The sequence below is a fragment of the [Clostridium] aminophilum DSM 10710 genome, from assembly GCF_000711825.1.
Lineage (GTDB): Bacteria > Bacillota > Clostridia > Lachnospirales > Lachnospiraceae > Clostridium_R > Clostridium_R aminophilum.
Genome location: NZ_JONJ01000004.1, coordinates 109,433 through 133,241, shown reverse-complemented (window position 1 = coordinate 133,241; position 23,809 = coordinate 109,433). Strand labels below are relative to the sequence as shown.

Annotated in this window: 19 protein-coding genes; 15 read left to right on the top strand and 4 right to left on the bottom strand. The window is 54.0% G+C overall.

What is annotated here, in order from left to right; translation table 11 throughout:
* The first annotated feature begins 307 nt into the window (after positions 1 to 307).
* Positions 308 to 4,039 carry a DEAD/DEAH box helicase gene (locus BR86_RS0105570; protein ID WP_051684608.1) on the top strand — a complete coding sequence of 1,244 codons (3,732 nt, stop codon included), beginning with the start codon at positions 308 to 310 and terminating at the stop codon, positions 4,037 to 4,039.
* Between the two features lie 224 nt (positions 4,040 to 4,263).
* Here BR86_RS0105570 and BR86_RS0105565 read toward each other — a convergent pair whose 3' ends face one another.
* Both BR86_RS0105565 and glsA read right to left on the bottom strand, forming a co-directional pair.
* Positions 4,264 to 4,533: a DUF1858 domain-containing protein gene (locus BR86_RS0105565; protein ID WP_081844141.1), complete on the bottom strand. Its 270-nt coding sequence runs from the start codon at positions 4,531 to 4,533 to the stop codon at positions 4,264 to 4,266.
* Between the two features lie 322 nt (positions 4,534 to 4,855).
* A complete protein-coding gene (gene glsA, locus BR86_RS0105560; protein ID WP_031471996.1) occupies positions 4,856 to 5,821 on the bottom strand; it encodes a glutaminase A in 966 nt (321 codons plus the stop codon).
* A 245-nt stretch (positions 5,822 to 6,066) separates the two neighbouring features.
* On the opposite strand from glsA, the gene BR86_RS0105550 reads away from it, so the two are divergent.
* Entirely contained in the window at positions 6,067 to 7,026 is a 960-nt protein-coding gene (locus BR86_RS0105550) for a LysR family transcriptional regulator (RefSeq protein WP_031471995.1), read from the top strand.
* On the opposite strand, the gene BR86_RS15125 is transcribed toward BR86_RS0105550, so the two are convergent.
* The gene (locus BR86_RS15125; RefSeq protein ID WP_051684607.1) at positions 7,017 to 8,702 is read right to left on the bottom strand and encodes a VanW family protein; all 1,686 of its coding nucleotides are present in this window, start codon (positions 8,700 to 8,702) and stop codon (positions 7,017 to 7,019) included. The two genes, BR86_RS0105550 and BR86_RS15125, sit on opposite strands and share 10 nt — an antisense overlap.
* 263 nt (positions 8,703 to 8,965) lie before the next feature.
* On the opposite strand from BR86_RS15125, the gene BR86_RS0105540 reads away from it, so the two are divergent.
* From BR86_RS0105540 to BR86_RS0105515, 5 genes are all read left to right on the top strand, one after another.
* A complete protein-coding gene (locus BR86_RS0105540; protein WP_031471993.1) occupies positions 8,966 to 10,201 on the top strand; it encodes a deoxyguanosinetriphosphate triphosphohydrolase family protein in 1,236 nt (411 codons plus the stop codon).
* A gap of 142 nt (positions 10,202 to 10,343) precedes the next feature.
* Positions 10,344 to 11,171: an aldo/keto reductase gene (locus BR86_RS0105535; RefSeq protein ID WP_031471992.1), complete on the top strand. Its 828-nt coding sequence runs from the start codon at positions 10,344 to 10,346 to the stop codon at positions 11,169 to 11,171.
* Between the two features lie 122 nt (positions 11,172 to 11,293).
* Positions 11,294 to 12,664 carry an NCS2 family permease gene (locus BR86_RS0105530; RefSeq protein ID WP_031471991.1) on the top strand — a complete coding sequence of 457 codons (1,371 nt, stop codon included), beginning with the start codon at positions 11,294 to 11,296 and terminating at the stop codon, positions 12,662 to 12,664.
* Positions 12,665 to 12,920: 256 nt separating this feature from the next.
* The gene (locus BR86_RS16310) at positions 12,921 to 14,375 is read left to right on the top strand and encodes a DUF4145 domain-containing protein (protein ID WP_051684606.1); all 1,455 of its coding nucleotides are present in this window, start codon (positions 12,921 to 12,923) and stop codon (positions 14,373 to 14,375) included.
* Between the two features lie 144 nt (positions 14,376 to 14,519).
* Complete coding sequence (locus tag BR86_RS0105515) at positions 14,520 to 16,157, top strand: D-alanyl-D-alanine carboxypeptidase family protein (protein WP_051684605.1); 1,638 nt, start codon at positions 14,520 to 14,522, stop codon at positions 16,155 to 16,157.
* Positions 16,158 to 16,312: 155 nt separating this feature from the next.
* Here BR86_RS0105515 and BR86_RS0105510 read toward each other — a convergent pair whose 3' ends face one another.
* Positions 16,313 to 17,347, bottom strand: coding sequence for a 3'-5' exonuclease (locus BR86_RS0105510; protein ID WP_051684604.1), 1,035 nt, complete (start codon positions 17,345 to 17,347; stop codon positions 16,313 to 16,315).
* Positions 17,348 to 17,502: 155 nt separating this feature from the next.
* Between BR86_RS0105510 and hisC the strand changes: the two genes are divergently transcribed.
* The 8 genes from hisC (at position 17,503) to hisI (ending at position 23,806) form a co-directional block, all read left to right on the top strand.
* Positions 17,503 to 18,555 (top strand): histidinol-phosphate transaminase, encoded by a 1,053-nt coding sequence (hisC, locus tag BR86_RS0105505; RefSeq protein ID WP_031471987.1) that lies wholly within the window; start codon positions 17,503 to 17,505, stop codon positions 18,553 to 18,555.
* Positions 18,556 to 18,641: 86 nt separating this feature from the next.
* Positions 18,642 to 19,232, top strand: a complete 591-nt coding sequence (hisB, locus tag BR86_RS0105500; RefSeq protein WP_031471986.1) for an imidazoleglycerol-phosphate dehydratase HisB — start codon at positions 18,642 to 18,644, stop codon at positions 19,230 to 19,232.
* Positions 19,233 to 19,235: 3 nt separating this feature from the next.
* Positions 19,236 to 20,315 carry an ATP phosphoribosyltransferase regulatory subunit gene (locus tag BR86_RS0105495; RefSeq protein WP_051684603.1) on the top strand — a complete coding sequence of 360 codons (1,080 nt, stop codon included), beginning with the start codon at positions 19,236 to 19,238 and terminating at the stop codon, positions 20,313 to 20,315.
* On the top strand, positions 20,312 to 20,965 hold the full coding sequence (hisG, locus tag BR86_RS0105490) for an ATP phosphoribosyltransferase (RefSeq protein WP_031471984.1): 654 nt from the start codon (positions 20,312 to 20,314) through the stop codon (positions 20,963 to 20,965). Before BR86_RS0105495 ends, hisG begins: the two co-directional genes overlap by 4 nt.
* Position 20,966: 1 nt before the next feature.
* Positions 20,967 to 21,578, top strand: coding sequence for an imidazole glycerol phosphate synthase subunit HisH (gene hisH / locus BR86_RS0105485; RefSeq protein WP_031471983.1), 612 nt, complete (start codon positions 20,967 to 20,969; stop codon positions 21,576 to 21,578).
* A gap of 75 nt (positions 21,579 to 21,653) precedes the next feature.
* Complete coding sequence (gene hisA / locus BR86_RS0105480) at positions 21,654 to 22,367, top strand: 1-(5-phosphoribosyl)-5-[(5-phosphoribosylamino)methylideneamino]imidazole-4-carboxamide isomerase (protein ID WP_031471982.1); 714 nt, start codon at positions 21,654 to 21,656, stop codon at positions 22,365 to 22,367.
* 81 nt (positions 22,368 to 22,448) lie between these two features.
* A complete protein-coding gene (gene hisF / locus BR86_RS0105475; protein ID WP_031471981.1) occupies positions 22,449 to 23,207 on the top strand; it encodes an imidazole glycerol phosphate synthase subunit HisF in 759 nt (252 codons plus the stop codon).
* 194 nt (positions 23,208 to 23,401) lie between these two features.
* Positions 23,402 to 23,806 (top strand): phosphoribosyl-AMP cyclohydrolase, encoded by a 405-nt coding sequence (gene hisI / locus BR86_RS0105465; protein ID WP_242841570.1) that lies wholly within the window; start codon positions 23,402 to 23,404, stop codon positions 23,804 to 23,806.
* Positions 23,807 to 23,809 lie beyond the last annotated feature (3 nt).

Here is a 23,809-nt window from a genome sequence, read left to right as displayed (position 1 = left end):
CCCCCTGTGAATGTGCGATACAGACGGCCGAATCTCCGAAAACGGCGGAAATTCAGGCTTTCTCTGTACATTATTATGCAGACAGCCACCGGAGACCGGCACACTGTCTGCAAATTTCCTATATATATTAGCGACTCTTCTTCCTTCCGTCAAGAACGATCGATAATAAAATAACTATTTTTGACAAACTTTTTTTGAAAGATGGATTTCATCATAGTATACTGAAGGGTAAGACTTTATTCTATGAGTAATCTGTGAAGCGGATTGCGAATATCTTTGACGTGATCACAAGCAGGGAGGTACGGCAGTGAAGTGGGAATATCTCTTTGACGACGACATTCTCGCCCGCGGAAGGCGATATCTTCGGGACGGACGGGTCGGAACGGTATGGCAGTCCGGGTCGGAATATAAGGGCACTGTGCAGGGAAGCCGACGCTATTCGGTGAGCGCACATTTTCTTGAAAACGGCAATCTGGAACGGGTCGGCTGCAGCTGTCCGTATGCGCACAAAGGACATTTCTGCAAGCATATGGCGGCACTCCTCTATGCCATCGATGCGGGAATGGTTCAGGAAGAGGAGACGACGGGCGCATCCGACGGCAGCACGATCTGGAAAAACTCCCGGATTCTGGAAAGCGAGCTGACCGGGATAGAGGAAATGTTTTCCGACCGGTACTATTTCTTTGATTATCCGGCAATGATCCGGAAGCTCCGTCTTCGGCAGGCAGTCTGGAATCAGGGAAAAGCACTGGCCAAGAGCGGTGCGGTTCGCTGGAAGAGTTTTCAGATTTTGGGATCCCACGATCAGACGGTATTGACCAAGGGGGAAGTCAGCGCATGGGCGGTCGGTGAGATCGTGCGCGAGCATCAGGCGGCTCAGGTGGAGGTTGTGTTCTCTCAGAATGAGATCACGCGCATGACATGCGGAAACTGGAGCTGTCCGGAATCGTATTTCGCGCTTTCAAACAGTGACCGGATCTGCGAACATGAGGCGGCTCTCCTCTATCTTCTCGGGGAATACATCCGGGAACACAATCCGGGTGATGCGACGGATGAATCCGGAGAACTCCTTCTCCGCGGAATTGAAAATCTGAGAACGGGACCGGAGGAATCCGATCTTCATCTGGAACTGACCGGCGGAACCCGGCAGAAACCGCTGATTCTGGAGCCGTTTTTTCGCGGCGAGCCGGCGGGAGATGCGCCGCTTCTCGGATTCGGCATCGGTGAGAGCAAGATATATAAGATCAAAAATCTCTCGGAATTTGCCGCGGCCATGGAGCGGGGCAGCGCATTTCCGTTCGGTACAAAGACGATGCTGATTCTGGGGGAAGATCGGCTGGCGGCCGAGTCCGGGCCGCTCTGGAAAATGATCCGCAGCGCGGCGGATGAACTTCGGGAAGCGCGAAGACTCGGCGTTTCCGGGAACATCTCTCCGGATCTGGGGGAGACGATTCCGCTTTACGGCGAACGGTTTGACCGGTTTTTCGAGATCATGAACGGAAAAAGCGTGGAGATGCGGATTTCCCAGGGGCGGAAACGAATGCTCCGACTGCGGGATGCGGAACTGACGGTCCGGATCGATATTACCGGAAATGTCGACGGGAACGGCGTGTTTCACGGGCTCAGCGTGGAAGGCACGCTGCCACAGATTTACCGCGGACTGGAGCACGCTTATTGTTTTGACGAGGGACATCTGAACCGGATCGCCGGAGACGAGATACGGGAAATGGAACCGCTTCTCCGGATCGCGGAAGGCGGCGAGATCCATTTCCGGATCGGGAGAAAGAATCTTTCTTCTTTTATGTATGACACGCTTCCATGGCTGGAGAAACATGCGGAGGTACGGTTCCCGGACCGGGAGACCGCGGAGCGGTGCGTTCCGCCGAAGGCCGCCTTTGCCTTTTATCTGGATGCCGACGGGAAAAGCGCGGTCTGCACGGCGAAAGTCTGCTACGGGGAAAAAGAGTATCCCCTCACAGGAATCCCGTATGAGGCGGAAGCGGTCTCCGCATGGGATCCGGATTCGGTCCGCGACCCCGATCGGGAACAGATCGTCATCGGGCTCCTCCGGCAGTATTTCCCGGAGATGACGGACGATGGCGCACAGTTTTCTACCGGAAAGAAAGAGGAATTTGTCTATCTTCTTCTGGAAGAGGGCGTGGACCGGCTCATCGCGGCGGGGGAGGTATCCTCGACGGATGAGTTCCGGAGACTGGCGATCCGCCGGAAGACGACATTTACCGTCGGTGTCTCTCTGCAGAGCAACCTTCTGACCATGCATGTCCAGGGAGATGAACTCAGCTCCGACGAGCTGATCGAGGTTCTCGCGCATTACGACCGGAAAAAGAAATTCTACCGCTTAAAGAGCGGGGATTTCGTGAATCTGGATCAGGAAAACATCGCGGAACTGGAGAAGATGATGGAATCCCTTCATCTGTCGCCGCGGGAATTTGTGGACGGAAAGATGAATATTCCGGCCTACCGCACGCTCTATCTGGACCGCATGCTGGAAAATGTCGAAGGTCTGTATGCGGACCGCGACCGCCGGTTTAAAACGCTGGTAAAAGAGTTCAAGACGGTCAGTGACGCGGATTTTGAGGTGCCGCAGGCGATGAAGGGCGTCCTCCGGAAATATCAGAAGACCGGATACCGCTGGATGCGGACCCTTGCACAGTACGGATTCGGCGGGATTCTGGCCGATGAGATGGGACTCGGCAAGACGCTTCAGACCATCGCGCTGATTGAGGCAAAACGGGAAGAAAATATGTCGGCTCCTTCCGCGGATTCCCCGCCGGTGATCGCGCTCATCGTGACGCCGGCTTCCCTTGTATACAACTGGGGAGAGGAACTGGAGAAGTTTGCTCCGAATCTGAGGGTCCAGCTGGTTACGGGCAGTCAGGCCGAGCGGGCGGAGAGAATCCGTTCTGCAAAAGACTATGATGTACTGGTTACGTCGTATGACCTCTTAAAGCGCGACGCCGCGGAATATGAGGGGATCGAGTTTGACTATGAGGTCATCGATGAGGCGCAGTATATCAAAAATCACACGACGGCAGCCGCCAAGGCGGTCAAGCTGATTCACAGCCGGAGCCGGTTCGCGTTGACCGGAACACCGATCGAAAACCGGCTGAGCGAACTCTGGAGCATCTTCGACTATCTGATGCCGGGATTTCTGTTCCGGTATGAAGATTTCCGCCGTCAGATTGAACTTCCGGTGGTGAAGGAGGGGGACACTGCGGTAAGCGAGCATCTGAGCCGCATGGTTTCGCCTTTTATTCTCCGCCGTTTCAAGAAAGATGTGCTGACGGATCTTCCGGAAAAACTGGAGGAGGTCCGCTATTCGGTGATGAGCGGGGAACAGAAGAAGCTTTACGATGCGCAGACGGCCCACATGCGATCCATTCTGCGCACTTCCGACAGCAAAGAGGAATTCAACCGGAACCGGATGCAGATTCTGGCAGAACTGCTCCGCCTCCGGGAAATCTGCTGCGATCCGGGGATGTATCTGGAGAATTACCGCGGCGGCTCCGTAAAGCGCGAGGCGTGCATGGACCTGATCCGGAGCGCGATCGACGGAGAACACCGCATTCTGGTATTCTCGCAGTTCACTTCGATGATGGAGCTGTTGGAAGAAAGTCTCCGGGAAGAAAAGATCGCCTATTACCGGCTGGACGGGCGAACCCCGTCGGAGGAACGGCTTCGCCTGGTAAACCGGTTTAATGCGGGGGATGTTCCGGTCTTTCTGATCTCGCTTGGCGCAGGAGGGACCGGTCTGAATCTGACCGGCGCGGATGTCGTGATTCACTATGATCCGTGGTGGAATCTTGCGCGCGAGGACCAGGCGACGGGACGAGCACACCGGATCGGCCAGAAACGAAAGGTCACCGTGTATAAGATGATCGTGAAGGGAACGGTTGAGGAGAAAATCCTCGAGATGCAGGAGGCAAAGAAAAAGCTTGCGGAAGACATTCTCGGGGCGGAAGGTGCCGGTTCGGCATCGCTCACGAGGGAAGATCTGCTGGAGCTTCTTCAGGAGTAGGGCGGAGTGCCCGAACCGGAGATTCCGGGAACGGGTCGAAACACGATCCGCGAGTTTCGAGCGTTTCGCGGCAGCCGCCATGGCCGCGGCACGCTATTTCACTAAGGCAGCACAGTTGCCAGGTGAAATAGGCGTCGCTAAGTGCTCCTCTAATAAGAAACCAACAGGACTGCCGATTCAAAGGGAACCGGCAGTCCTGCTGTTTTTAAAATGTCATATTCTGTTTATTCGTTTTCTGCTTCCAGTTCCAGCTCACCGTTCAGATAGTCCACCACTTCATCGGCGTTCATGCCGTGAACCATGCACGCATCGTTCAGCGACTCGGTGAGAGAAGACGGGCAGCTGATGCAGCCCATGCCGCACTGCATGAGAAGCGCAGCGGCACCTTCGTGTGCCTTCAGGATATCACCGACGATATCCGTGCCCTTGATCGGTCTTTTTGCGGCTGCCGCGGCCTTTTCTTCTTTGGATTTAAAAATATCGGATAAACTCATGTCATTGACCTCCCGGATTCAGAGTGTAGTTTTCTGTTTCAGCGGAAGCGGATATCGGGTCCGTACCCGCCGATCATCGCGAACATAGGGGCAAAGCCCGTGTCCGGGCCTGCGCAGGGCTACTGCCGCGATCACGAGAGAAAACATCGAAACAGATGATGTCTCGTGTAATTAGTATACTATACTCTGTCAACTCAGACGGAGGAATCGCTCATCCGCATACTGCTTTCTATGAGGAGACTCCTCCGTCTGAGCCGGAATGTTATGAGGGCGGCTCCGGGTGCAAAAACTGACATTTCCCGGTGAGGACTTCGGATCAGGCTCAGAATGCAATGCTCTTATACGGTTTTCCGTCGGAGAGCATATGGAGGCCGAGGTGAGAGGAGAGATACTGAATCACTTTTTCTCCGCCGACGCTGTTGCCCTTCTTGTTGAGTTTCGGCCCGAAGACACCGATTCCCATGCCGTTCGGCGCGACTGCGCAGATTCCGCCGCCGACGCCGGACTTGGACGGGAGACCGACTTTCACCGCGTACTCGCCGGACTCGTCATACATACCGCACAGGAGCATCAGTGTCTTGACGACGCGGACAATATCGGGGGTAACGATCTGTTCGCCGGTCGTCGGATCGACGCCGTCATTTGCCAGAACCATGGCATAGTGCGCGAGATCTTTTGCCGTGACCATGACGGAGCACATCCGGAAGTAGAGATCAAGAATATCCTCCACATCCTCCCATTCGCCGTCGAGAATGTGGTCATTCATCAGGATGTAGGCGATGGCGCGGTTTCGTGTTCCGGTATGTTTTTCGGATTGATAGACACGTTCATTCATCGCGATGGAGTCATTGGCACAGAGTTTGCGCACAAGCTTCAGAAATTCCCCGAACGGATCTTCCGCGCGAATGCAGCTGGAGACCACGATGGCACCGGCGTTGATCATCGGATTGAAGGGGTGCCAGTCTTTTAATTCGAGCTGAAGAATGCTGTCAAAACGGTCTCCGGTCGGCTCCATTCCGACTTTGCTGAAGACCCGGTTGAATCCGGCCGTCTGAAGTGCGAGGATCAGAGAAAATGTCTTCGAGATGCTCTGCATGGTAAATGGGATATCATAATCACCGGCCGCATATACGGTGCCGTCCGGCTTGATGAGGCATCCGCCGAGATTTCCCGGCGCGGCCTTGGCAAGCTCCGGAATATAATCCGCAACCTTTCCCTCATAGAGAACCTGGCGTCCTTCCGCGATGGCGGCTTCCAGAACTGTCTGAATATCTAACGTTTCATCCATACGATAACCTCCCTGGGACAGAAGAAATAAGATGGGTGCGCTTCTGCCATATCTGTCAGATCAAGAATATCATCCAGTCCGGCATCTGTATAATATTTCCGACAGATAACGGTTATCCGTATCGCAAATAACCAAGATGTCAATAATCTCACAAAAACAGGATCAAATCATGTATGATATTCGGGAAGAAATGTACAAAGGTACAGATAAGTCATCCGAAGAGAGATTGAAATGGGGGAACCGAAATGGATGCAAACAATATCCGGTATTTTGTGGCGGTTGCCAAGTATGGCTCGATCAATCAGGCAGCCAAGGCAATGTTCATTTCACAGCCGCAGCTGAGTCATATTATCCGTTCGCTGGAGGAGGAAGCGGGAATGACGCTTCTGCGCAGAACAACGCAGGGAACCAGACTCACGCACGAGGGAGAGATCTATCTCCATCACTGCGAGATCATATTGAAAGAAATGGATAATCTGAACAGTTATATCCGGGGATCCCGCAACGAGATGACGCGGCTGTCGGTAAGCATGACCCGCTTTTCGCACACATCCGAGTGTTTTAATGAAATCTGCCGGCGGTATCAGGATGTTCCGGGCATGACCTTCAAGCTGTATGAGGATTCTTCGCTGAATGTCATTGAAGATGTGACCGTCGGGCGGTCCAGCATCGGCGTGATCCACTTCCTGTCGCAGAACGCGGAGATCACGCAGAAAAATATCGAGAGCCGCGGACTGGAATTTATCCCGCTTGCGGCATTTCGGCCGTATGTATGTTTGTCCTCGTCGCATGAACTGCTGCAGGAGAACGGCAGAAAGGGACTTCACATCGAACAGCTGAAAGATTATGGATTTGTGCGTTATATCGGCCAGTATGAGGATTTTATCTATCACATCGAGACGATGAAGGGACCGGTGGATCTGAATGATTCACAGAAGATTGTCTATGTCACGGACCGGCAGGGGCAGATGCGTCTGATTTCCGCGACGAATTTTTACACGATCGGAATTTCCGAGTTCAACGGGCAGGATTCCATGTATAAGGTAATCTCCGTGCCGCTTCTTGACTGTGTGGAACATCTGAAATTCGGAATTATCCGGAAGAAAAATGAACACCGGCTCGAGATCGAGCAGGAATTTGTCGATCTCGTATGCCGGCGTTATGCGGGTCTTCAGAAACAGGAGAATCAGAGAAATCAGCCCTGACCCGGACCTGCCGGAGCCGGTACGGCCGGAGCCTGGGTTTCGGCCGCAGGTGCCGGCGCTATCGGCGCCGGTGCGGCATTGGTTGCTTCGGCTGCCGGACCGGCCGGTCCGGAAGAAGCCGGTGAGGTCTGGGCTGCAGTCTCGGCAGCTTCGGCTGCGCGGGATGCCTCTGCGGCCGCTTCCGCAGCCTGAGAGGCTGCAGCTGCCTCTGCGGCTGCTTTGGAAGCTGCTACAGCCGCAGCAGCGGCGTCATTGGCTTCCGTGTGTGCTTTATAACGGCTCACATGATCCTGAACTCTCTCGATGGTGTTGCCGTTCTTCTTGGTGATCTTATATACCGTCCATGTGCTTCCCGCAGCGTTGGCACCGGTTTTCTGGCATTCCAGTTCCAGTGTCACGCCGTCTTCCAGAACCGGCACGCCGTAGATTTCGGCGGTTACGGTCCGGTTTTCATAATGTTCCAGAACACAGATCGGATACTCGGATGTATTTTTAAATTTATAGTTCGGTCCGCCCCAGGATACGGTGGCATCACGGCCCGGAGTGACATAACTCGGTTCAAAGGTATGGGATGAACGGAGAGTTGACTCGAGACCGGCGTAGAATACCGCGTTGTAGAGCGTCGTGGAAACCTGGCAGACACCTCCGCCGACTTCCTGTACGACCTCGCCGTTGGAGTAGGCACCGGCCGGACCGTAACCCTTGGCGGTGGTGCGCTGGCCGACGACATCGTTGAAAGAGAATTCCTCTCCCGGCTGCAGGATCAGACCGTTGATCGCCTCGGATGCAAGGCGGACGTTGGTATTTCTGACATTGTTTGCGGTTGTATGAGTCGTAAACGAGCCAATGATGCGGTATTGATCTTCCATGGAGCCGGCAGCGTCCTCGGCCTTACCGATCGCTTCGACGTTTGCCGTGAAGTCGCGGGCTTCACATGCCGACAGGATGGCGTTTCGCGTTGCCGATTCATTGAGCTCATATCCTCTTACCGCCGGTCCGAACTGGAATTGACCGGTGGTCTTATCATATCCGGTCAAAACACCCGGAGTCGCTTTTTTATTCCATTTTTCTGCCACATCCGCAAGAACGTCTTCCGCTTCGCTCCGGAAATCCGGGAGAGACAGGACATAGTCTCCCTTGTGGTCGCTGGTGCTCTTTCCGCCCTCTTTTTCGAAAATGTCGTCGAGCTGTTTCCGGATGGATTTTCCGATCAGATCCTCCACGGCATAGCTTCGTCCCTGATCGGAGACCGCCTTGTAAGATGCGCTTCCGGAGGAAGTGCCCGCCGGTTTTACGACTGTCTCCGCCGGATTGCTCCCGGATTCTGCTCCGTCCGGTTCTCCATCCGCATCATCCACATAGGAGTTATCGATCAGATGCATATCCCATCGGTAGGAACCGCGCAGTCTTTCCTCGACTTCGGCGCGGGTGAGACCTTTCAGGGCAATTCTGGAGGCGTCGGTCTTTTCGTTTCCGGCGATGGCAGAATAATCAAGGTAAAGGTCGCTTCCGATCGTATCTTCCGGAATGATGGAAATCGAATCCGTAGAAGATGCCGGGGCGGATGCCTTGGTCAGAAAATCTGATTTTCCGCAGCCGCTGATCACTGCCGCGGATGCCGCCGCGCAGATGAAAAAGGATGCGGAAAGCAGATGATAACGGAATGTGCTGTTCATGTTTGTGTTTCTCCCCTGGTATATTGAACGATATAGAAAATAGAATCGGGACCTCCGCATGCTGACCGCGCAGCGGATAGACCGGACTTCCATTATAGCAAAGATTGGCTGAAATACATGGTATTTTTTTCATTATTAAAGGAAATGTCAGGAGTTGAAAGGTTATCGCATGGCTCGTACTTTTCGTTGTATAATAGAAGACAGGAAAGCGGACCGCCAGGGATAATGCGTGGCCCGGTCTGAAAGAAAAAAAGGAGGGAGACATGTCCAAGAATGCATTTGCCGATGTGGCGGCCGTGCCGGGCTGTGCGCAGTGGGAAGCGCTGATCCGCAGAGAGACGGGACTCTACCACAGAGATGACGAGGTTCGTTCGGAGTTCGCGCGGGATTATACAAGACTGCTGCACTCGCTTGCCTACCGGCGGCTGAAACATAAGACACAGGTTTTCTATAACATTGACAATGACCATGTGTGTACGCGGATGGAGCATGTGGCCCATGTCGAGTCCGTCAGCGGAACGATTGCGAAGTTTCTCGGCCTGAATACGGAACTGACGAAGGCGATTGCGACCGGACATGATGTCGGACACGCCCCGTTCGGCCATCAGGGGGAACGGATTCTGAATGAGCTGAGCCAGAAATATCTCGGGACGGCATTCTGGCATGAACGGAACGGGCTTCGTTTTGTGGACAAAATCGATCTTCTGGCGAACAGCTACAACGATAAGAAAAATCTGGATCTCACCTACGCGGTGCGGGACGGGATCATTTCCCACTGCGGAGAGGTCGATGAGAACGGCCTTTTTCCCCGGAAGGAACTGATCGATCTGGAACGGGAGTTTACGGCTCCGGGTATGTTTCAGCCGGCAACGTGGGAGGGCTGTCTTGTCAAAATTGCGGATAAAGTGGCTTACATCGGCCGGGACATCGAGGACGCCAAAAGACTCGGCTTTCTGAACGGCGAGGCGGAAGAGCGACTGCAGGACATGGCGAGGATCGATAATGAGAGGGTTCTGAATACAACGGTCATCATGCACAACATGATCATCGATATCTGCGAGAACAGTACGCCGGAGCGGGGAATCTGTCTCAGCGAACGGTTCTTCGGACAGATGACGGAACTGAAGAAATTCAATTATGAATACATATACCGCCACAAACGGTTCCGGACGTATTCCAAGTATTCGGCGATGGTGATTCATGAGCTTTTTGACGCTCTCTATGAGCAGTTTGACGGAAAAGCAACCTGGATGAAACTGGAGAAAGAGGCGAAATACTGCCCGGAACTCTTCCGGAATTTTCGAAAATACCTCTCGAACTATGTGAATCCGGATCAGGTGCCGGAGGAATTCTCGCGGGAAGTGTTCCGGTACCGAAATGAGAAAGTATACGGAGATCTCGATACATCGGAACAGTATGTTCAGGCAATCATTGATTTCATTTCCGGAATGACGGACCGGTACGCGATCGCGGCTTTCGAAGAACTCCTGAAATACTGAGGATACCGGTGGATATTGTGAAAAGCTTTTGAAATACTGAGATGCCGGTGGTTACCGGAAAAAACTTTTTGAAATACCGGGAACACCGGACGGAACCGGTCAGCGAAACCATACGGAAACAGACAGAGAAAGGAAGATACTTATGTCACAGATTAATGCGAGAATGGATTTATCGGACGGACACAGCATTCCGACCATCGGATTCGGGTGCTATGACGGATACGGAGAGGAGATGGTGCGGGCGGTCCGCACGGCAGCGGAAACCGGATACCGGTATTTTGACTCCGCCGAGCGCTACCGCAATGAGAATGAAGTCGGGAAGGGACTGGCGGAATCGGGCGTGCGCCGGGAAGATCTCTATATTCTGTCCAAGATCTGGCCGTCTTCGTTCGGACAGACAGAGGAGGCGTTTGATCAGACCCGGAGAGACCTCGGGACCGATTATCTGGATGCGTATCTGATCCACTGGCCGGGACAGGATACGGCGGCCCGTCTGAAGACGTATGAGAAGATGATGGATCTGCGCAGTGCGGGCAAGATCCGGTCTCTCGGTGTGTCGAATTTTCTTCCGGAACAGATGGAAGAGATCAAAGATGAATTCGGGGAGTACCCGGTCATCCATGAGATGGAGTGCCACCCGAGCTACGGACAGCGGGAACTGATCTTCCGGTGCCGTGCAAGAAAGATGCAGCCGATCGCCTATTCCCCGATCAACCGATCTGTGGATCTGGATAATGAGACCATTCGCCGTCTGGCGGAAAAGTACGGCAGAACACCGGCACAGATCGTGCTCCGCTGGCATCTGGAACACAGTGTGATTCCGATTCCGAAGTCCGTTCACGAGAACCGGATTCGCGAGAATTTCGATGTATATCATTTTGAACTGGATGTGCCGGATATCATTGCGATCGACGAGCTGGAAGCAGGAGCGAGAAGCGGCAAAGATCCGAGAACATTTCCGGAGATCTGATCCGCGCGGAGAAGGCATGGACAGAGGCTTCCAGAAAAAACATGAAACCTGTTTCATATCGTTGGACATTTCACTGAAAATGAGATAAACTGAGGGTCTATCTTATTCGAGGGAGATTTTCCATGTTAGAGCGTATCTTTAAACTGAGCAGATGCGGTACGAACGCACGCACGGAAGTGCTGGCGGGATTTACGACATTTATGACCATGGCATATATTCTTGCGGTCAATCCGATGGTGCTCGGTGAAACCGGCATGAATGCGGGAGCAGTGTTCACCGCGACGGCACTGGTTTCCGCACTGGCCTCTTTCTTTATGGCTTTTGCGGCGAACCTGCCGTTTGTTCTTTCATCCGCAATGGGACTGAATGCCTATTTTGCCTATACGGTAGTGAAGGGAATGGGATATTCCTGGGAAATGGCACTGGCGGCGGTTTTTACCGAGGGAGTCATTTTTATTGCGATGTCACTGTTTCACATCCGTGAGGCAATCTTCAATGCCATTCCGTCCAATCTGAAACAGGCGGTATCGGTGGGCATCGGCATGTTTATCTGTTTTATCGGTCTGCAGAACGCACATATTTCGGTGGCGGCATCGACGCTGGTGACCGGGTATTCGTTCCACCAGTCCATTGCGTCCGGCAATTTTCATACAGAAGGAATTACGGTTCTTCTCGCACTGATCGGCATTCTTGTGATGGCGTTTCTGGTGATCAAACAGGTGAAGGGCAATATTCTTGTCGGTATCCTGATCACCTGGGGAATCGGCGTGGTGTGCCAGCTTCTCGGAATCTATCAGCCGGATCCGGCGGCGGGATATCAGAGTCTGATCCCGACCGGCATCATTTCCGCCCCGGCATCCCTGGAACCGACGTTTATGAAGATGGATTTCAGCGCGCTGACGGATGGACGGATGCTGGATTTTGTGGTTGTTATTTTTGCATTTCTGTTCGTAGATATGTTTGACACGCTCGGAACGCTGATCGGATGCGCATCTAAGGCAAATATGCTGGATAAAGACGGAAAGCTCCGCGGCATTAAGGGAGCCCTTTTCGCCGATGCGATCGGTACACTGATGGGAGCCTGCGTCGGAACCTCTACGATCAGCACCTTTGTCGAGTCCTCTTCCGGTATCGCGGAAGGCGGAAGAACCGGACTGACTTCGGTGACGGCAGGAGTTCTGTTCCTGTTCGCGCTGTTTTTCTCGCCGATATTCCTTGCGATCCCGTCCTTTGCGACGGCACCGGCGCTGGTTCTGGTCGGCTTTTTCATGATGCAGCAGGTGACCCGCATTCAGTGGAATGACACGCTGGAAGCGCTTCCGTGCTTTATCTGCATTTTTGCGATGGCGTTCATGTACTCGATCTCCGACGGAATCGCGTACGGAATCATCAGCTGTACCGTTCTGAATACATTTGCGGGACGCCGTAGCAGCGTGACACCGCTGATGTATATTCTGAGCGTGTTATTTATCATAAAATATATTTTCATCTGACGGATGTCGTAGAAGATACGGCGAAGCAGTGGGATCACGTCCGGGGGCAGACTGCCCCCGGCGTTTTTTTCGATCCTATTAAGAATTCATTTTCACAGTGCAGAAAGTAACAACTTCGATTATAATAAATTCGTATTTTGTGATAATACGGAAACCGTTTTCAACGCGCGGCATCACCGGAGCGGATGTGCGCGGGAAAAACGGTTCCGAGACTGCCGGACAGCAGGATAGAAGCATGGCTAAAGGAGACAGAACAATGGCAGAAAAAGAGATAATCGCCAACACAGGGTGGGGAAAGATTCAGAACGGAGTCCGGGAGACCGAGCGCCTGATCGGTCACAAAAGATATAATGAGGCAATGATCTGTTCCAGAGAGACACTGGAATTCATGGTGGCATGTCTGTGCGTCAGAAACGGGATTGAGAGCAGCAGCCTGATCGCAAGGATCGAGGCGCTGTACACCAGAGGCATCATCGACAAGATGACCTATGAGCACTACAGCCGGATCCGCATGATCGGCAGCAAGGCGATCCATGATGCGGACAACAGCGCCTACAATGCGAATCTGGCGCATCACCTTCTCTCGCAGGAGGTTACGGTCTTTGCGCATGACGAGGAAATGATGAAGACCGTGGAGCAGGTTCTGCCGCAGGTAAATGAAGATCTTCAGGGAAAGTATGCCGATTTCCGCGGATCCGTGCTGAACGCATCGCCGGCGACGACCTCCGCGGAGCGTCTGAATCCGCTTCCGGAAGAAGCGGCGGTTCCGCAGGAGAATGCGGCGCCGGTTCCGGAGGAAACGGAGATGATGCAGGAACACACAGACCGGATTTCGGAAGAAGACGCTCTGCGTGAGGAGACCGATCCGGCTTCGGAAGGAGAACCGGTTCCGGAGTATGAGGCGGAAAACGGCCCGGAATACGGGGAGGACAGTCCGCAGGAAGAAGAGCGGTTTGAAGAGCCGGATCCGGACATCGAGGAGATTCCGGAGGAGGCAATTCAGGAGGAAGCAGCGGAAGAGAATATTGCACACCGTCCGTTTGAGCGGAAGCGATTCCGCGGTGAGGAAGGCATGCTCAGCGATACGGACCGCGCGGTCGGCGGATTTATGCAGGGTGAGGATTCCGGCCGGATGCCGCATGAGGATCGCCGCAGACCGGCGCACCGCAGTTCTGGTATCGATCCGCAGATGCTGATTAAGCCGTTCCTTTTGATCCTGATCATTATCGTTCTGGTGGTTATCATTGTGCTGATCAAGCCGGCAGATGAGAAGAAGGATGATGCCGCAAAGATGACGGAGGTTCCGACAACCGCAGCGGTAATGGAAGAGACTGCTGCAGAAGAGAGTGCGGAGGAAGCATCGGCAGCAGCGGAAACACCGGTTGAGGCGGAAACGACCGCAGCGGAGACCACGGCGGCGCAGACAACCGCAGCGGCGCAGACGACCGCAGCGGCGCAGACGACCGCGGCGGCACAGACAACCGCAGCGGCACAGACGACCGCGGCGGCACAGACAACGGCAAAGTATTATACCAATGATACGGTCCGCGTGCGCAAGAACAGAAGCACCGAAGAGTCCAGCGTGATTCTGGCAAATCTGGCTCCGGGCGAGGCTGTTGAGTATGTTCGCGATGCCGGTGAAGGCTGGGCAGAGATCGTATACAAGGGACAGAAGGCCTATGTGGCAAGCCGTTATCTTGTAAAGAAATAAGACAGGAGAAATCCGGCACAGGCTGAGGGATACCCGGCCTGTGCCGGAATCTTGAGGATAAAGTTTGAAAGTAAACTTTCAAACTTTGATTGACGGCTCAAATAGACAAGCAAGCTTGTCTGCTTGAGCCTAGAGGACAAAAGTATGAAGAAACGATTCAGCCGGCTTCTGGCGACAGCCGGACTTGCGCTGCTGCTTGCGGTCACACCGGCCGCGTCACAGCTCGGCAGTCCGGACTGTGTCTATGCGGAAGTCAACTGGCCGTCGGACTGCACGATCCGTGCGGACGCCGGTATCGTGATGGATGCGGCGACGGGAACGGTGCTGTATGGAAAAAACATCCATTCGGTTTACGCTCCGGCATCCATCACCAAAGTTCTCACGGCGCTCATCGTTCTTGAAAGATGCAGTCCGGATGATACGGTTACATTTTCCTATGAAGCGGTTCACAACGTGGAGGATAATTCTTCCAGCGCGGGGTATGACACCGGAGACAGGGCAACCGTTGAGACACTGCTGTATGCGCTTCTCCTGAAATCGGCGAACGAATCGGCAAATGCGCTTGCGGAATATGCGGGCGGATCGATCCCGGAGTTTGTCGGGCTTATGAATGAGAAGGCAAAGGAACTTGGCTGCGAGGATTCCCATTTTGCCAACCCCAGCGGTCTGAATGATCCGAATCACTATGTCAGCGCGTATGATATGGCGCTGATTACCCGGGCGGCTCTGGAGAACAGTGAATTCCGGAAGATCGTCTCGACGCCGTATTATGAGCTTCCGCCGAACTCCAGATTTCCGGACGGACAGGGGATCTCACCCGGCAATAAGATGGTAAAGTCGAACTGGAAGGAACAGTTCCGGCCCGACTGTATCGGCGGCAAGACGGGGTATACCTCGCTTGCGCTGAACACGCTGGTCAATGGCGCTGAGAGGGATGGTTTCCGGGTGGTGACCGTCGTTCTTCACAGCGACGACACCCAGTATCAGGATACTTCCGCCATGATGGATTTTGCGTTCCGCAACTTCCGTCAGGTCCGGATCGCCGATTACGGCGGAAAACTGGCGGAGCTGGGAAAGGACCTCTCGATTGCGGGACTGTCCGTGGAACGGGCGGCGCTTCCGAGTCTTGACCGGGAGAGCCGGATGGTGCTTCCGAAGGGCGTGCTCCCGGAAGAAGTCACGACGGAGATCCGTTACGATCTGCCGGACGACGCGCCGGCGGATGCCGCCGCGGTCGTGAACTGCATGCTGGACGGGAAAACGGTCGGAAAAGGATATCTTAAGCTCGAAGTGCCGGAAGAGAGAACGGCTGATCAGGCGGTGGACCGGCAGGTTGCATCGATCCTGAAGTCGGAGAGCCGGTCGGGAACCGACGCGGCGGAGATCAATGTGCTCGGTTCCGGTCCGGCGGAGAAAGAGACCGGCGCGGCCGCAGCGGTCTCCGCGGGAGCAAAGGAAGTATCTCAGGCGGCAGAATCGCTGAATGACGGGATTCTGCAGGACATCCGGGATGCATGGGACGGAATGCCGATGCGCTTTCGCGTGATCATGAGCGTGGTGACGCTGCTGATTGCCGGCATTCTGGGATATCATGCATACAGTCAGAGACGGAAAAAGCGGGAACGGGCAGCAGCGGAAGGACGAAGACAGCGGAGGGAGGAACGACTGAAGGAAGACGGTCTTTCCGCTTCGGATATTCAGCTGATGACGGCAAAAAGACTGAAGAAGACGGAAAAGAGGATTCTTCGGAGCGATGATCCGGATCTTCCGGAAAAGGAATAAAGAAATACCGGAATAAAGGAACAAAGAAAAATACGAAAAAAGAGCGCCCATCGGCGCTCTTTTTTCGTATTTGGAACACCCGGCAGGAGATCTTCGGCCTTCGTGTGTTCCATGGAAATCCGCCGGTAAGGAATGACTTGGTCTGGCGGATTTGCCTATCGGTCCATGATTTTTCTGCGGCTGGACGACCGGTGTGACTGATTCGCGGACTGTGCGGCATTTTCATCGAGACTGTGCAGTTTCAGGCGCTTTGCGCGCTCGGAACGTTTCCGCCGTACATCTTCTTTCTTGCTGATGACAAGATCGATCCCCGACTGATCGGTGATCTTCGTTGTCTTGACAGCAAAGACGCCGCCGTCCTCAGCTTTTTTGATCCGGATCTTCCCCTTGACGTATCCGTGTTCCGGACATACCGCAAGGCAATAGTAGAATCGCTGATTGGATGAGAACCAGCGGATTTTTTTGCGGAGCGCTCTCTGACACTGACAGCAGACAACCTGCGTCAGTTTACGATCGGCAAGCGCTTCTTCGCGGGTTTCATACGGATGGGTCACGAACTTGTCGTATTCCGGGAAATGCAGGACGAATTCCGATTTCGGCTCGGGAAGCCGGTAATAATCGACGGAAACATATTTCGACCGGGAGAAGAAATTCATCCGCTGCATCACGCAGGCGGTATACCATGCGTCATCCAGCGCATGGTGAAACGGTCTCACCGTGTCGATATGAAGTTCCGCAACGGCAGTATCCAGAGAATCCTTGGTACGCTCGCCTTTGATCAGACTGTAGATCTTTTGCAGATCGTAGTAGAGAAACGGCAGATCAAAGGGAAGTTCGATTCCGTGATATACCATGTTTCTCTGCAGTTCGGTCAGGTCCATGGATCCCCAGGTACAGAAGACCGGATCGTCTCCGCACCAGTCCAGGAACTGTGTGATGGCGTCGCGGAAGCGGATGCCCTTCCGGTCAAGCTCTTCCATACTGATATGGGTCACTTCATATATTTTCTTATGCATTTTCCGGTACACACAGGGCCGGATCAGCCGATCGAATTCCGATTCGATCTCCAGCCGGTCGTTCAGCCGTACTGCTCCGATCTCGATGATCTCAAACGGAAGAATCTCATCATCTCCGGATCGCCGGTGAGGATTCTGGTTCCATTCGAGGTCAAGAATAATATAATGGCTCATATGGTTGCACCTCTCATTTATTGTAGCATACTATCGCAGAATCATCGAGAAAAAGGTTATCATTATGGTGTTGACAGAATCGCGTTCGCAGACTAAGATATCACTATGCACTTTAACGTGCTAATATGATAAAGCACACGAGAGGGAGGAAGCAGATGTCGTCTTACATGAACAGCCGTTTTCGGAATCTTTCCCCGTATACGCCGGGAGAACAGCCGCAGGGACGGAAATATGTGAAACTGAATACCAATGAGTCACCATTTCCGCCGTCCAGGGGAGTTTTGGAAGCCGTGAACCGTTCCGAGGCCGAACTGCTTCGTCTGTATTCGGACCCGACGTCGGATCCGGTGAAAACGGTTCTGGCGGAGCGCTACGGGGTAGAGCCGGATCAGGTGTTTGTGACCAACGGCTCCGATGAAGCGCTGAATTACGCTTTTATGGCGTTCGGCGAGGACGGAATCGCCTACGCGGATGTGACCTACGGGTTTTACGGTGTCATCGCGGATTTTAACGGTCTCACGAGCCGTATCATTCCGCTGGAAGAAGATATGACCCTTGATCCGGACAAATATAAAGGAATCCGCATGGCGTGCGTTATCGCGAATCCGAATGCGCCGACGGGACTTATGGTTCCGGTGGACCGGATTGCCGACATTGCGGCATCCGACCCGTCTCATGTAGTGATTGTCGATGAAGCCTACGTTGATTTCGGCGGCGAGTCGGCGATCCGTCTGATCCGGGAATATAAAAATATTCTCGTCGTTCACACCTTCTCCAAATCCAGAAGTCTGGCCGGCGCGAGAGTCGGCTACGCCATCGGCGATGAAGCGCTGATCCGCGATCTGGAGACACTGAAATATTCCAGCAATCCTTACAATGTCAACCGGATTTCCATGGCGGCTGCGGTCGCGGCGGTCAGAGACGGGGAATACTATCGGAAAAACTGCCGGACGATTATGGAAAACCGCGCATGGACGGTGGCGGAACTTCGAAAGCTCGGGTTCTTCTGCCGGGACTCACTGACGAATTTCGTCTTCGCGGAACACCCGGATATGGACGGCAGAAAGCTGTACCTAGATCTGAAAGAGAGAGGAATTCTGGTCCGTCATTTTGACTCGGAGCGGATTTCAAACTATAACCGTATCACCATCGGAACGAGGGAACAGATGGAATTTTTGATCTCCACGATCCGGGAACTGCAGGGCTGATACGGCGCAGAGATTCCGAAAGCGCCGATCGTTTTCGGAAAGTTTTGGTAGCCGGATGCATCACATGACATAATGAGAGGACATATATGAGAAAGACAGAATTACACCGTACTACGGCGGAAACGGATATCGTTCTGAAAATGGATCTGGACGGAGACGGCGCGGCGTCGGAGATCGCGACGGGCGTTGGATTTCTGGATCACATGCTCACCCTTTTTTCGAGACACTCCGGAATATGGATGAAGCTGTCCTGCAAGGGCGATACCTGGGTCGATGATCATCACAGCACCGAGGATATCGGGATTGCGATGGGATGCGCGGTCGCAGAGGCGCTGGGCGATAAGCGGGGAATCCGGCGCTATGCGTCGCTGACACTGCCGATGGATGAGAGCCTGATTCTCTGTGCAGTCGATATTTCCGGCCGCGGAGGGTGCTATCCGGTGCTGGATTTTCCGTCCGAGAAGATCGGCACTTTTGATACAGAGCTGGTGGAGGAGTTTCTACGGGCATTTGCGGTCAATGCGGGGATTACGCTTCATGTCAGGAGAATCGCGGGAAGCAACTCGCATCATATTGCGGAGGGATGCTTTAAAGCGCTCGGACGCGCGATGCGCGAGGCCGTCTCCATTGACCAGAGGTTCCGCACTGCGGTTCCGTCCACGAAAGGTGTATTGTAAACCATGAACAGCCAGAAATTTAATGATCTTTACCGGGCCTACGGATATCGTAAATTCAAAATGTCCAAGTTTGAACCGTATGACCTTTACTCCGATTACCGTGATTTTCTGACCAGCAGTCAGATCATCACCTTCAGTGATCTGGACGGCACACTGCTGGCGCTGAAGCCGGATGTGACGCTCTCTATCATGAAGAACAACAACGGTGGAGAAGAGAAGGTCTATTACAATGAAAATGTCTACCGCGCAAAGAACCACCATTACCGGGAGATTCAGCAGGTCGGCGTGGAATGCGTCGGGGAGATTGACGCCTACTGTGAGGCGGAGATCCTGATGCTGGCCGCCAGATCGCTGTCGCTGATCTCCGGACGGTATGTCCTCCGGGTTTCGGATGCCGGTTTTCTGCAGAAATTTCTCACGGCCATGCGGCTTCCGAAGAAGACGGCAGATCAGGTTCTCGGGCTCTTCTCCACCAGAAACGGAGCGGGACTGGAGAAACTCCGCGCGGAGGGCAGCATATCCGATGCCGCGGCGCAGCAGCTTCGGGAGATGATGGATCTCTTTCTTCCGATGGAGCAGGGAATCGATGCGATCCGTCGCTATGACATCATCGGCGATACGGTCCGCCACCTCGAAGAAGTTGCGGAGACGCTGAAGGCGTTTGACGTGATCGACAACATTTATCTTGATTTTTCGCTGGTGAACAGCATGGATTATTATAATAAGATCATTTTCCAGGGCGCTGTGCCGGAGATTCCGTATGAGATCCTGTTCGGCGGCCGCTATGACCGGCTTCCGCAGAATATGGGGAAAAATGTCGGCGCGATCGGTTTTGCCGTGTATATGGATGAGATCGACAACTACATCTCACATCGAAAAAAATTTGACGTCGATTATCTGATTTTCTACAGCGGCGAGGGCGACACCATTGCCCGCATGGCATCGGTCAGCGCAAGACTCACGGCGGAGGGGCTGTCCGTCCGCACGGTGCGGGAGAATCTGAGGGATGCCATGCAGCAGAAACCGCGCGCAAAATATGAACTGAGCCTGGAAGAGGCAGAAGCGGAGGTCGCGAAATTATGATCAATGTGGCATTGCCGAAGGGCAGACTGGGAGACCGGGCGTATGAGATTCTGGCAAATGCCGGATTTGAATGCCCGGCGATCCTTGAAAAGAACCGGAAACTCGTGTTCGAGAATCCGGAGAAAGGCGTTCGCTACTTCTGGGTGAAGCCGTGGGATGTGGGCGTGTATGTGGAGAGAGGCGCCGCGGATGTCGGCATCTGCGGAAGGGATATTCTCCTGGAGAACCGGCCGGATATCTATGAGCTGGTGGATCTCGGCATCGGAAAATGCCGTATGTGCGTGGCGGGACCGGCGGATTTCTACGATGACGGTCTCCGGACTCTGCGCGTGGCGACGAAATTTCCGAATATTGCGACGGATTACTATGAGAAGGTCGGACGGGATATCGATATCATCAAACTGAACGGCTCCATCGAGATCGCACCGATCCTCGGGCTCTCCGATGTGATCGTAGATATCGTGGAGACCGGGAACACACTTCGGGAAAACCATCTGGCACCTCTGGAGACGGTATTGGGGATCAGCGCAAGGTTTGTATGCAATAAGATCAGCTTCCAGTTCAAGTATGATGAGGTCATGCGGATGAAGAACGGGCTCGAGGAATATGTGGCGGCACAGGAAGCGGAAAAGTCAGAAGGAAAGGCATAATATGGTTGCGATTATTGATTACGGGGTGGGAAATCTGTTCTCTCTGAAAAGTTCTCTTGCCCTGATCGGAAAAGCAGCGGTTGTTACCGGTGACCGTGAATTGATCCGCAATGCGGATCATGTGATTCTTCCGGGGGTCGGCGCCTTCGGTGACGCAGTGAAAAAACTCCGCGAGAGCGGACTGTTTGACGTGGTGAAGGAGATTGCGGAGGAAGGGAAACCCCTTCTCGGGATCTGTCTCGGTATGCAGCTTCTGTTCGACCGGTCGACAGAATACGGGGAGCACGAAGGTCTGGGCCTGATTTCCGGAGAGGTGCGCAGCATTGAGCCGGTTCTTCCGGAGGGAAGCGACGTGCCGCATATGGGATGGAATTCTCTGACCTTCTGGAATTCATGTCCGATATTCCGGGATCTGAAAGAAGGGGAATTCGTATATTTTGTTCACTCCTATGCCGCATTTGACTGCGAGAAGAGTCTGGCGGCGATGACGGAGTACCACGGGATTCCGCTGACCGCGGCTGTCTGCCGCGGAAATGTCTTCGGCTGCCAGTTCCATCCGGAAAAGAGCGGGGAGGCCGGACTGAAGATCCTGAAGGCTTTCTGCGAAATCTGATCCGGAAGCGCCGGAATATTATCATCCGGTGCGGGCCGGCGGCGCAGCTTAAAACACAGAACAGGAGAGTGCAGCATGTATATCATTCCTGCAATTGATCTTTACGATAAGAAGGTGGTTCGCCTTCTCAAAGGCGACTACGAAAAGATGACTGTCTATTCCGACGATCCGGCCGCGGTGGCCTGCGATATCGCATCACAGGGGGCGCGGATGCTTCATGTGGTGGATCTGGAAGGGGCAAGAGACGGACAGACTTCCAATTATGATGCGGTTCGCGCGATCTGCGCTGCCACCGGTATGGAGGTGGAGATCGGCGGCGGAATCCGTGATATGGAAACGATCGAAAAATATCTTTCCGCCGGCGTAAAACGTGTCATTCTCGGCACGAAGGCGGTCGAGGACGATGACTTTCTCCGGGAGGCCGTGAGGAGATACGGCGGAGACCGGATCGAGGTCGGCGTCGACGCGAAAGACGGAAAGGTGGCTGTCAGAGGATGGACGCAGGTGCTGGATGTTGATATGATCGATTTCATAAAGCATCTGGAAGACATCGGAGCAGAGCATGCCATTGTGACCGACATTTCCCGTGACGGGGCGATGCGGGGGACCAACCTTGAACTCTATCGGACGCTAACGGAGATCAGCGAACTCAGGATCACGGCGTCGGGCGGAATCTCGAATTATGAGAATATCGAAGCCCTGGCGCAAATGAATGTCTGGGGCGCCATCATCGGAAAGGCCATGTATACCGGGGATATCCGGCTGGATAAGGCGATCGCTATGACGTAACAGCCATAAAGGCGGATGACGGAAGAGGAAGAAAATCCTCCTGCGGACAGGCAGGAGAGCACCATCGGGAGAAAATGTGCAATGATAACGAAGAGAATTATTCCATGCCTGGATGTGAAGCACGGAAGAGTGGTGAAAGGTGTAAACTTTGAGGGACTTCAGGATGTGGCCGATCCGGTGGAAATGGCGGCCATGTATTCAAAGGCCGGTGCGGATGAGCTGGTGTTTTACGACATTGCCGCTTCTGCGGAAGGGAGAAGGCTGTTTACAAATGTTCTGACCCGGGTGGCAGAGAGCATCTTTATTCCGCTGACGGTCGGCGGCGGGATCAATTCCGTTGAGGATTTTGACCGTGTGCTGAAATGCGGCGCGGACAAGGTGTCCGTGAACTCCGGCGCGATCCGGAATCCGAATCTGATCTCGAAGGCGGCGGAAAAATACGGCAACCAGTGTGTGGTGCTGTCGGTCGATGTCAAGCGGGTGGACGGGGCATTTCACGTGTTCCGCAACGGCGGCCGCATTGACACGGGCCTGGATGCGCTGAACTGGATCCGCTGGGGCGTGGAGCACGGCGCGGGTGAGGTGGTGCTGAATTCGATGGATACCGACGGCGTGAAGAAAGGATTTGATCTGGAAATTCTCGAGCAGGTCAACCGGATGGTGCCGGTGCCGGTCATTGCATCCGGCGGCGCGGGAAGCATCGAAGATTTTGTGGAGCTCTTCCGCCGGATCCCGAATTTATCCGCAGGGCTTGCCGCGAGCATTTTTCACTTCGGAGAGGTGTCGATTACGGATCTGAAAAAGCGGCTTCGCGAGGAAAACATCCCGGTCCGCCTGTGACCGGAAAGCAGCCGGAAACAGGATTCCGATGAACCTGTGACCGGAAACGGCCGGAAACAGGATTCCGATGAACCTGCGACCGGAAAGCAGCCGAAACAGGATTCCGGTGAAACTGCGAACGGAAACGGCCGGAATCCGCGGAGAAGACGGTAACGGAGAGAGCGGAAACGCTGATCCAAGAAGGAGAAAAACCGATGATGACAGAAGAAGAGATCTATGCAGCCGCGGATCGGGCGGGAAAACCCGGAATCCGGACGGGAAGTTTTGAGATTGACCGGATCCGGTTTGACGAAAACGGGCTGGTCCCGTGTGTTGTTCAGGATGCGCAAACCGGACGCGTGCTGACCGTGGCCTACATGAACCGAACGTCTCTGGAGATCACTCTTTCCAGGGGCGTCACCTGTTTCTGGTCCCGATCACGGCAGGAACTGTGGCTGAAGGGAGAGACCAGCGGACATTTTCAGCACATTGTATCCATGGAGGCGGACTGTGATGCGGACGCGATCCTCGTCCGGGTAAAAAAGGACGGGCCGGCCTGCCACAGAGGCACGGATTCCTGCTTTGACACGGATCTTCATGTGGAATTTGCGGCGGAGTGATCC

Excerpts from the sequence above, each read along its gene's own strand:
- BR86_RS0105565 (WP_081844141.1), bottom strand. The coding sequence starts at position 4,533 with ATGAGTTTATCCGATATTTTTAAATCCAAAGAAGAAAAGGCCGCGGCA.
- glsA (WP_031471996.1), bottom strand. The coding sequence starts at position 5,821 with ATGGATGAAACGTTAGATATTCAGACAGTTCTGGAAGCCGCCATCGCG.
- BR86_RS0105550 (WP_031471995.1), top strand. The coding sequence starts at position 6,067 with ATGGATGCAAACAATATCCGGTATTTTGTGGCGGTTGCCAAGTATGGC.
- BR86_RS15125 (WP_051684607.1), bottom strand. The coding sequence starts at position 8,702 with ATGAACAGCACATTCCGTTATCATCTGCTTTCCGCATCCTTTTTCATC.
- BR86_RS0105540 (WP_031471993.1), top strand. The coding sequence starts at position 8,966 with ATGTCCAAGAATGCATTTGCCGATGTGGCGGCCGTGCCGGGCTGTGCG.
- BR86_RS0105535 (WP_031471992.1), top strand. The coding sequence starts at position 10,344 with ATGTCACAGATTAATGCGAGAATGGATTTATCGGACGGACACAGCATT.
- BR86_RS0105530 (WP_031471991.1), top strand. The coding sequence starts at position 11,294 with ATGTTAGAGCGTATCTTTAAACTGAGCAGATGCGGTACGAACGCACGC.
- BR86_RS16310 (WP_051684606.1), top strand. The coding sequence starts at position 12,921 with ATGGCAGAAAAAGAGATAATCGCCAACACAGGGTGGGGAAAGATTCAG.
- BR86_RS0105515 (WP_051684605.1), top strand. The coding sequence starts at position 14,520 with ATGAAGAAACGATTCAGCCGGCTTCTGGCGACAGCCGGACTTGCGCTG.
- BR86_RS0105510 (WP_051684604.1), bottom strand. The coding sequence starts at position 17,347 with ATGAGCCATTATATTATTCTTGACCTCGAATGGAACCAGAATCCTCAC.
- hisC (WP_031471987.1), top strand. The coding sequence starts at position 17,503 with ATGTCGTCTTACATGAACAGCCGTTTTCGGAATCTTTCCCCGTATACG.
- hisB (WP_031471986.1), top strand. The coding sequence starts at position 18,642 with ATGAGAAAGACAGAATTACACCGTACTACGGCGGAAACGGATATCGTT.
- BR86_RS0105495 (WP_051684603.1), top strand. The coding sequence starts at position 19,236 with ATGAACAGCCAGAAATTTAATGATCTTTACCGGGCCTACGGATATCGT.
- hisG (WP_031471984.1), top strand. The coding sequence starts at position 20,312 with ATGATCAATGTGGCATTGCCGAAGGGCAGACTGGGAGACCGGGCGTAT.
- hisH (WP_031471983.1), top strand. The coding sequence starts at position 20,967 with ATGGTTGCGATTATTGATTACGGGGTGGGAAATCTGTTCTCTCTGAAA.
- hisA (WP_031471982.1), top strand. The coding sequence starts at position 21,654 with ATGTATATCATTCCTGCAATTGATCTTTACGATAAGAAGGTGGTTCGC.
- hisF (WP_031471981.1), top strand. The coding sequence starts at position 22,449 with ATGATAACGAAGAGAATTATTCCATGCCTGGATGTGAAGCACGGAAGA.
- hisI (WP_242841570.1), top strand. The coding sequence starts at position 23,402 with ATGATGACAGAAGAAGAGATCTATGCAGCCGCGGATCGGGCGGGAAAA.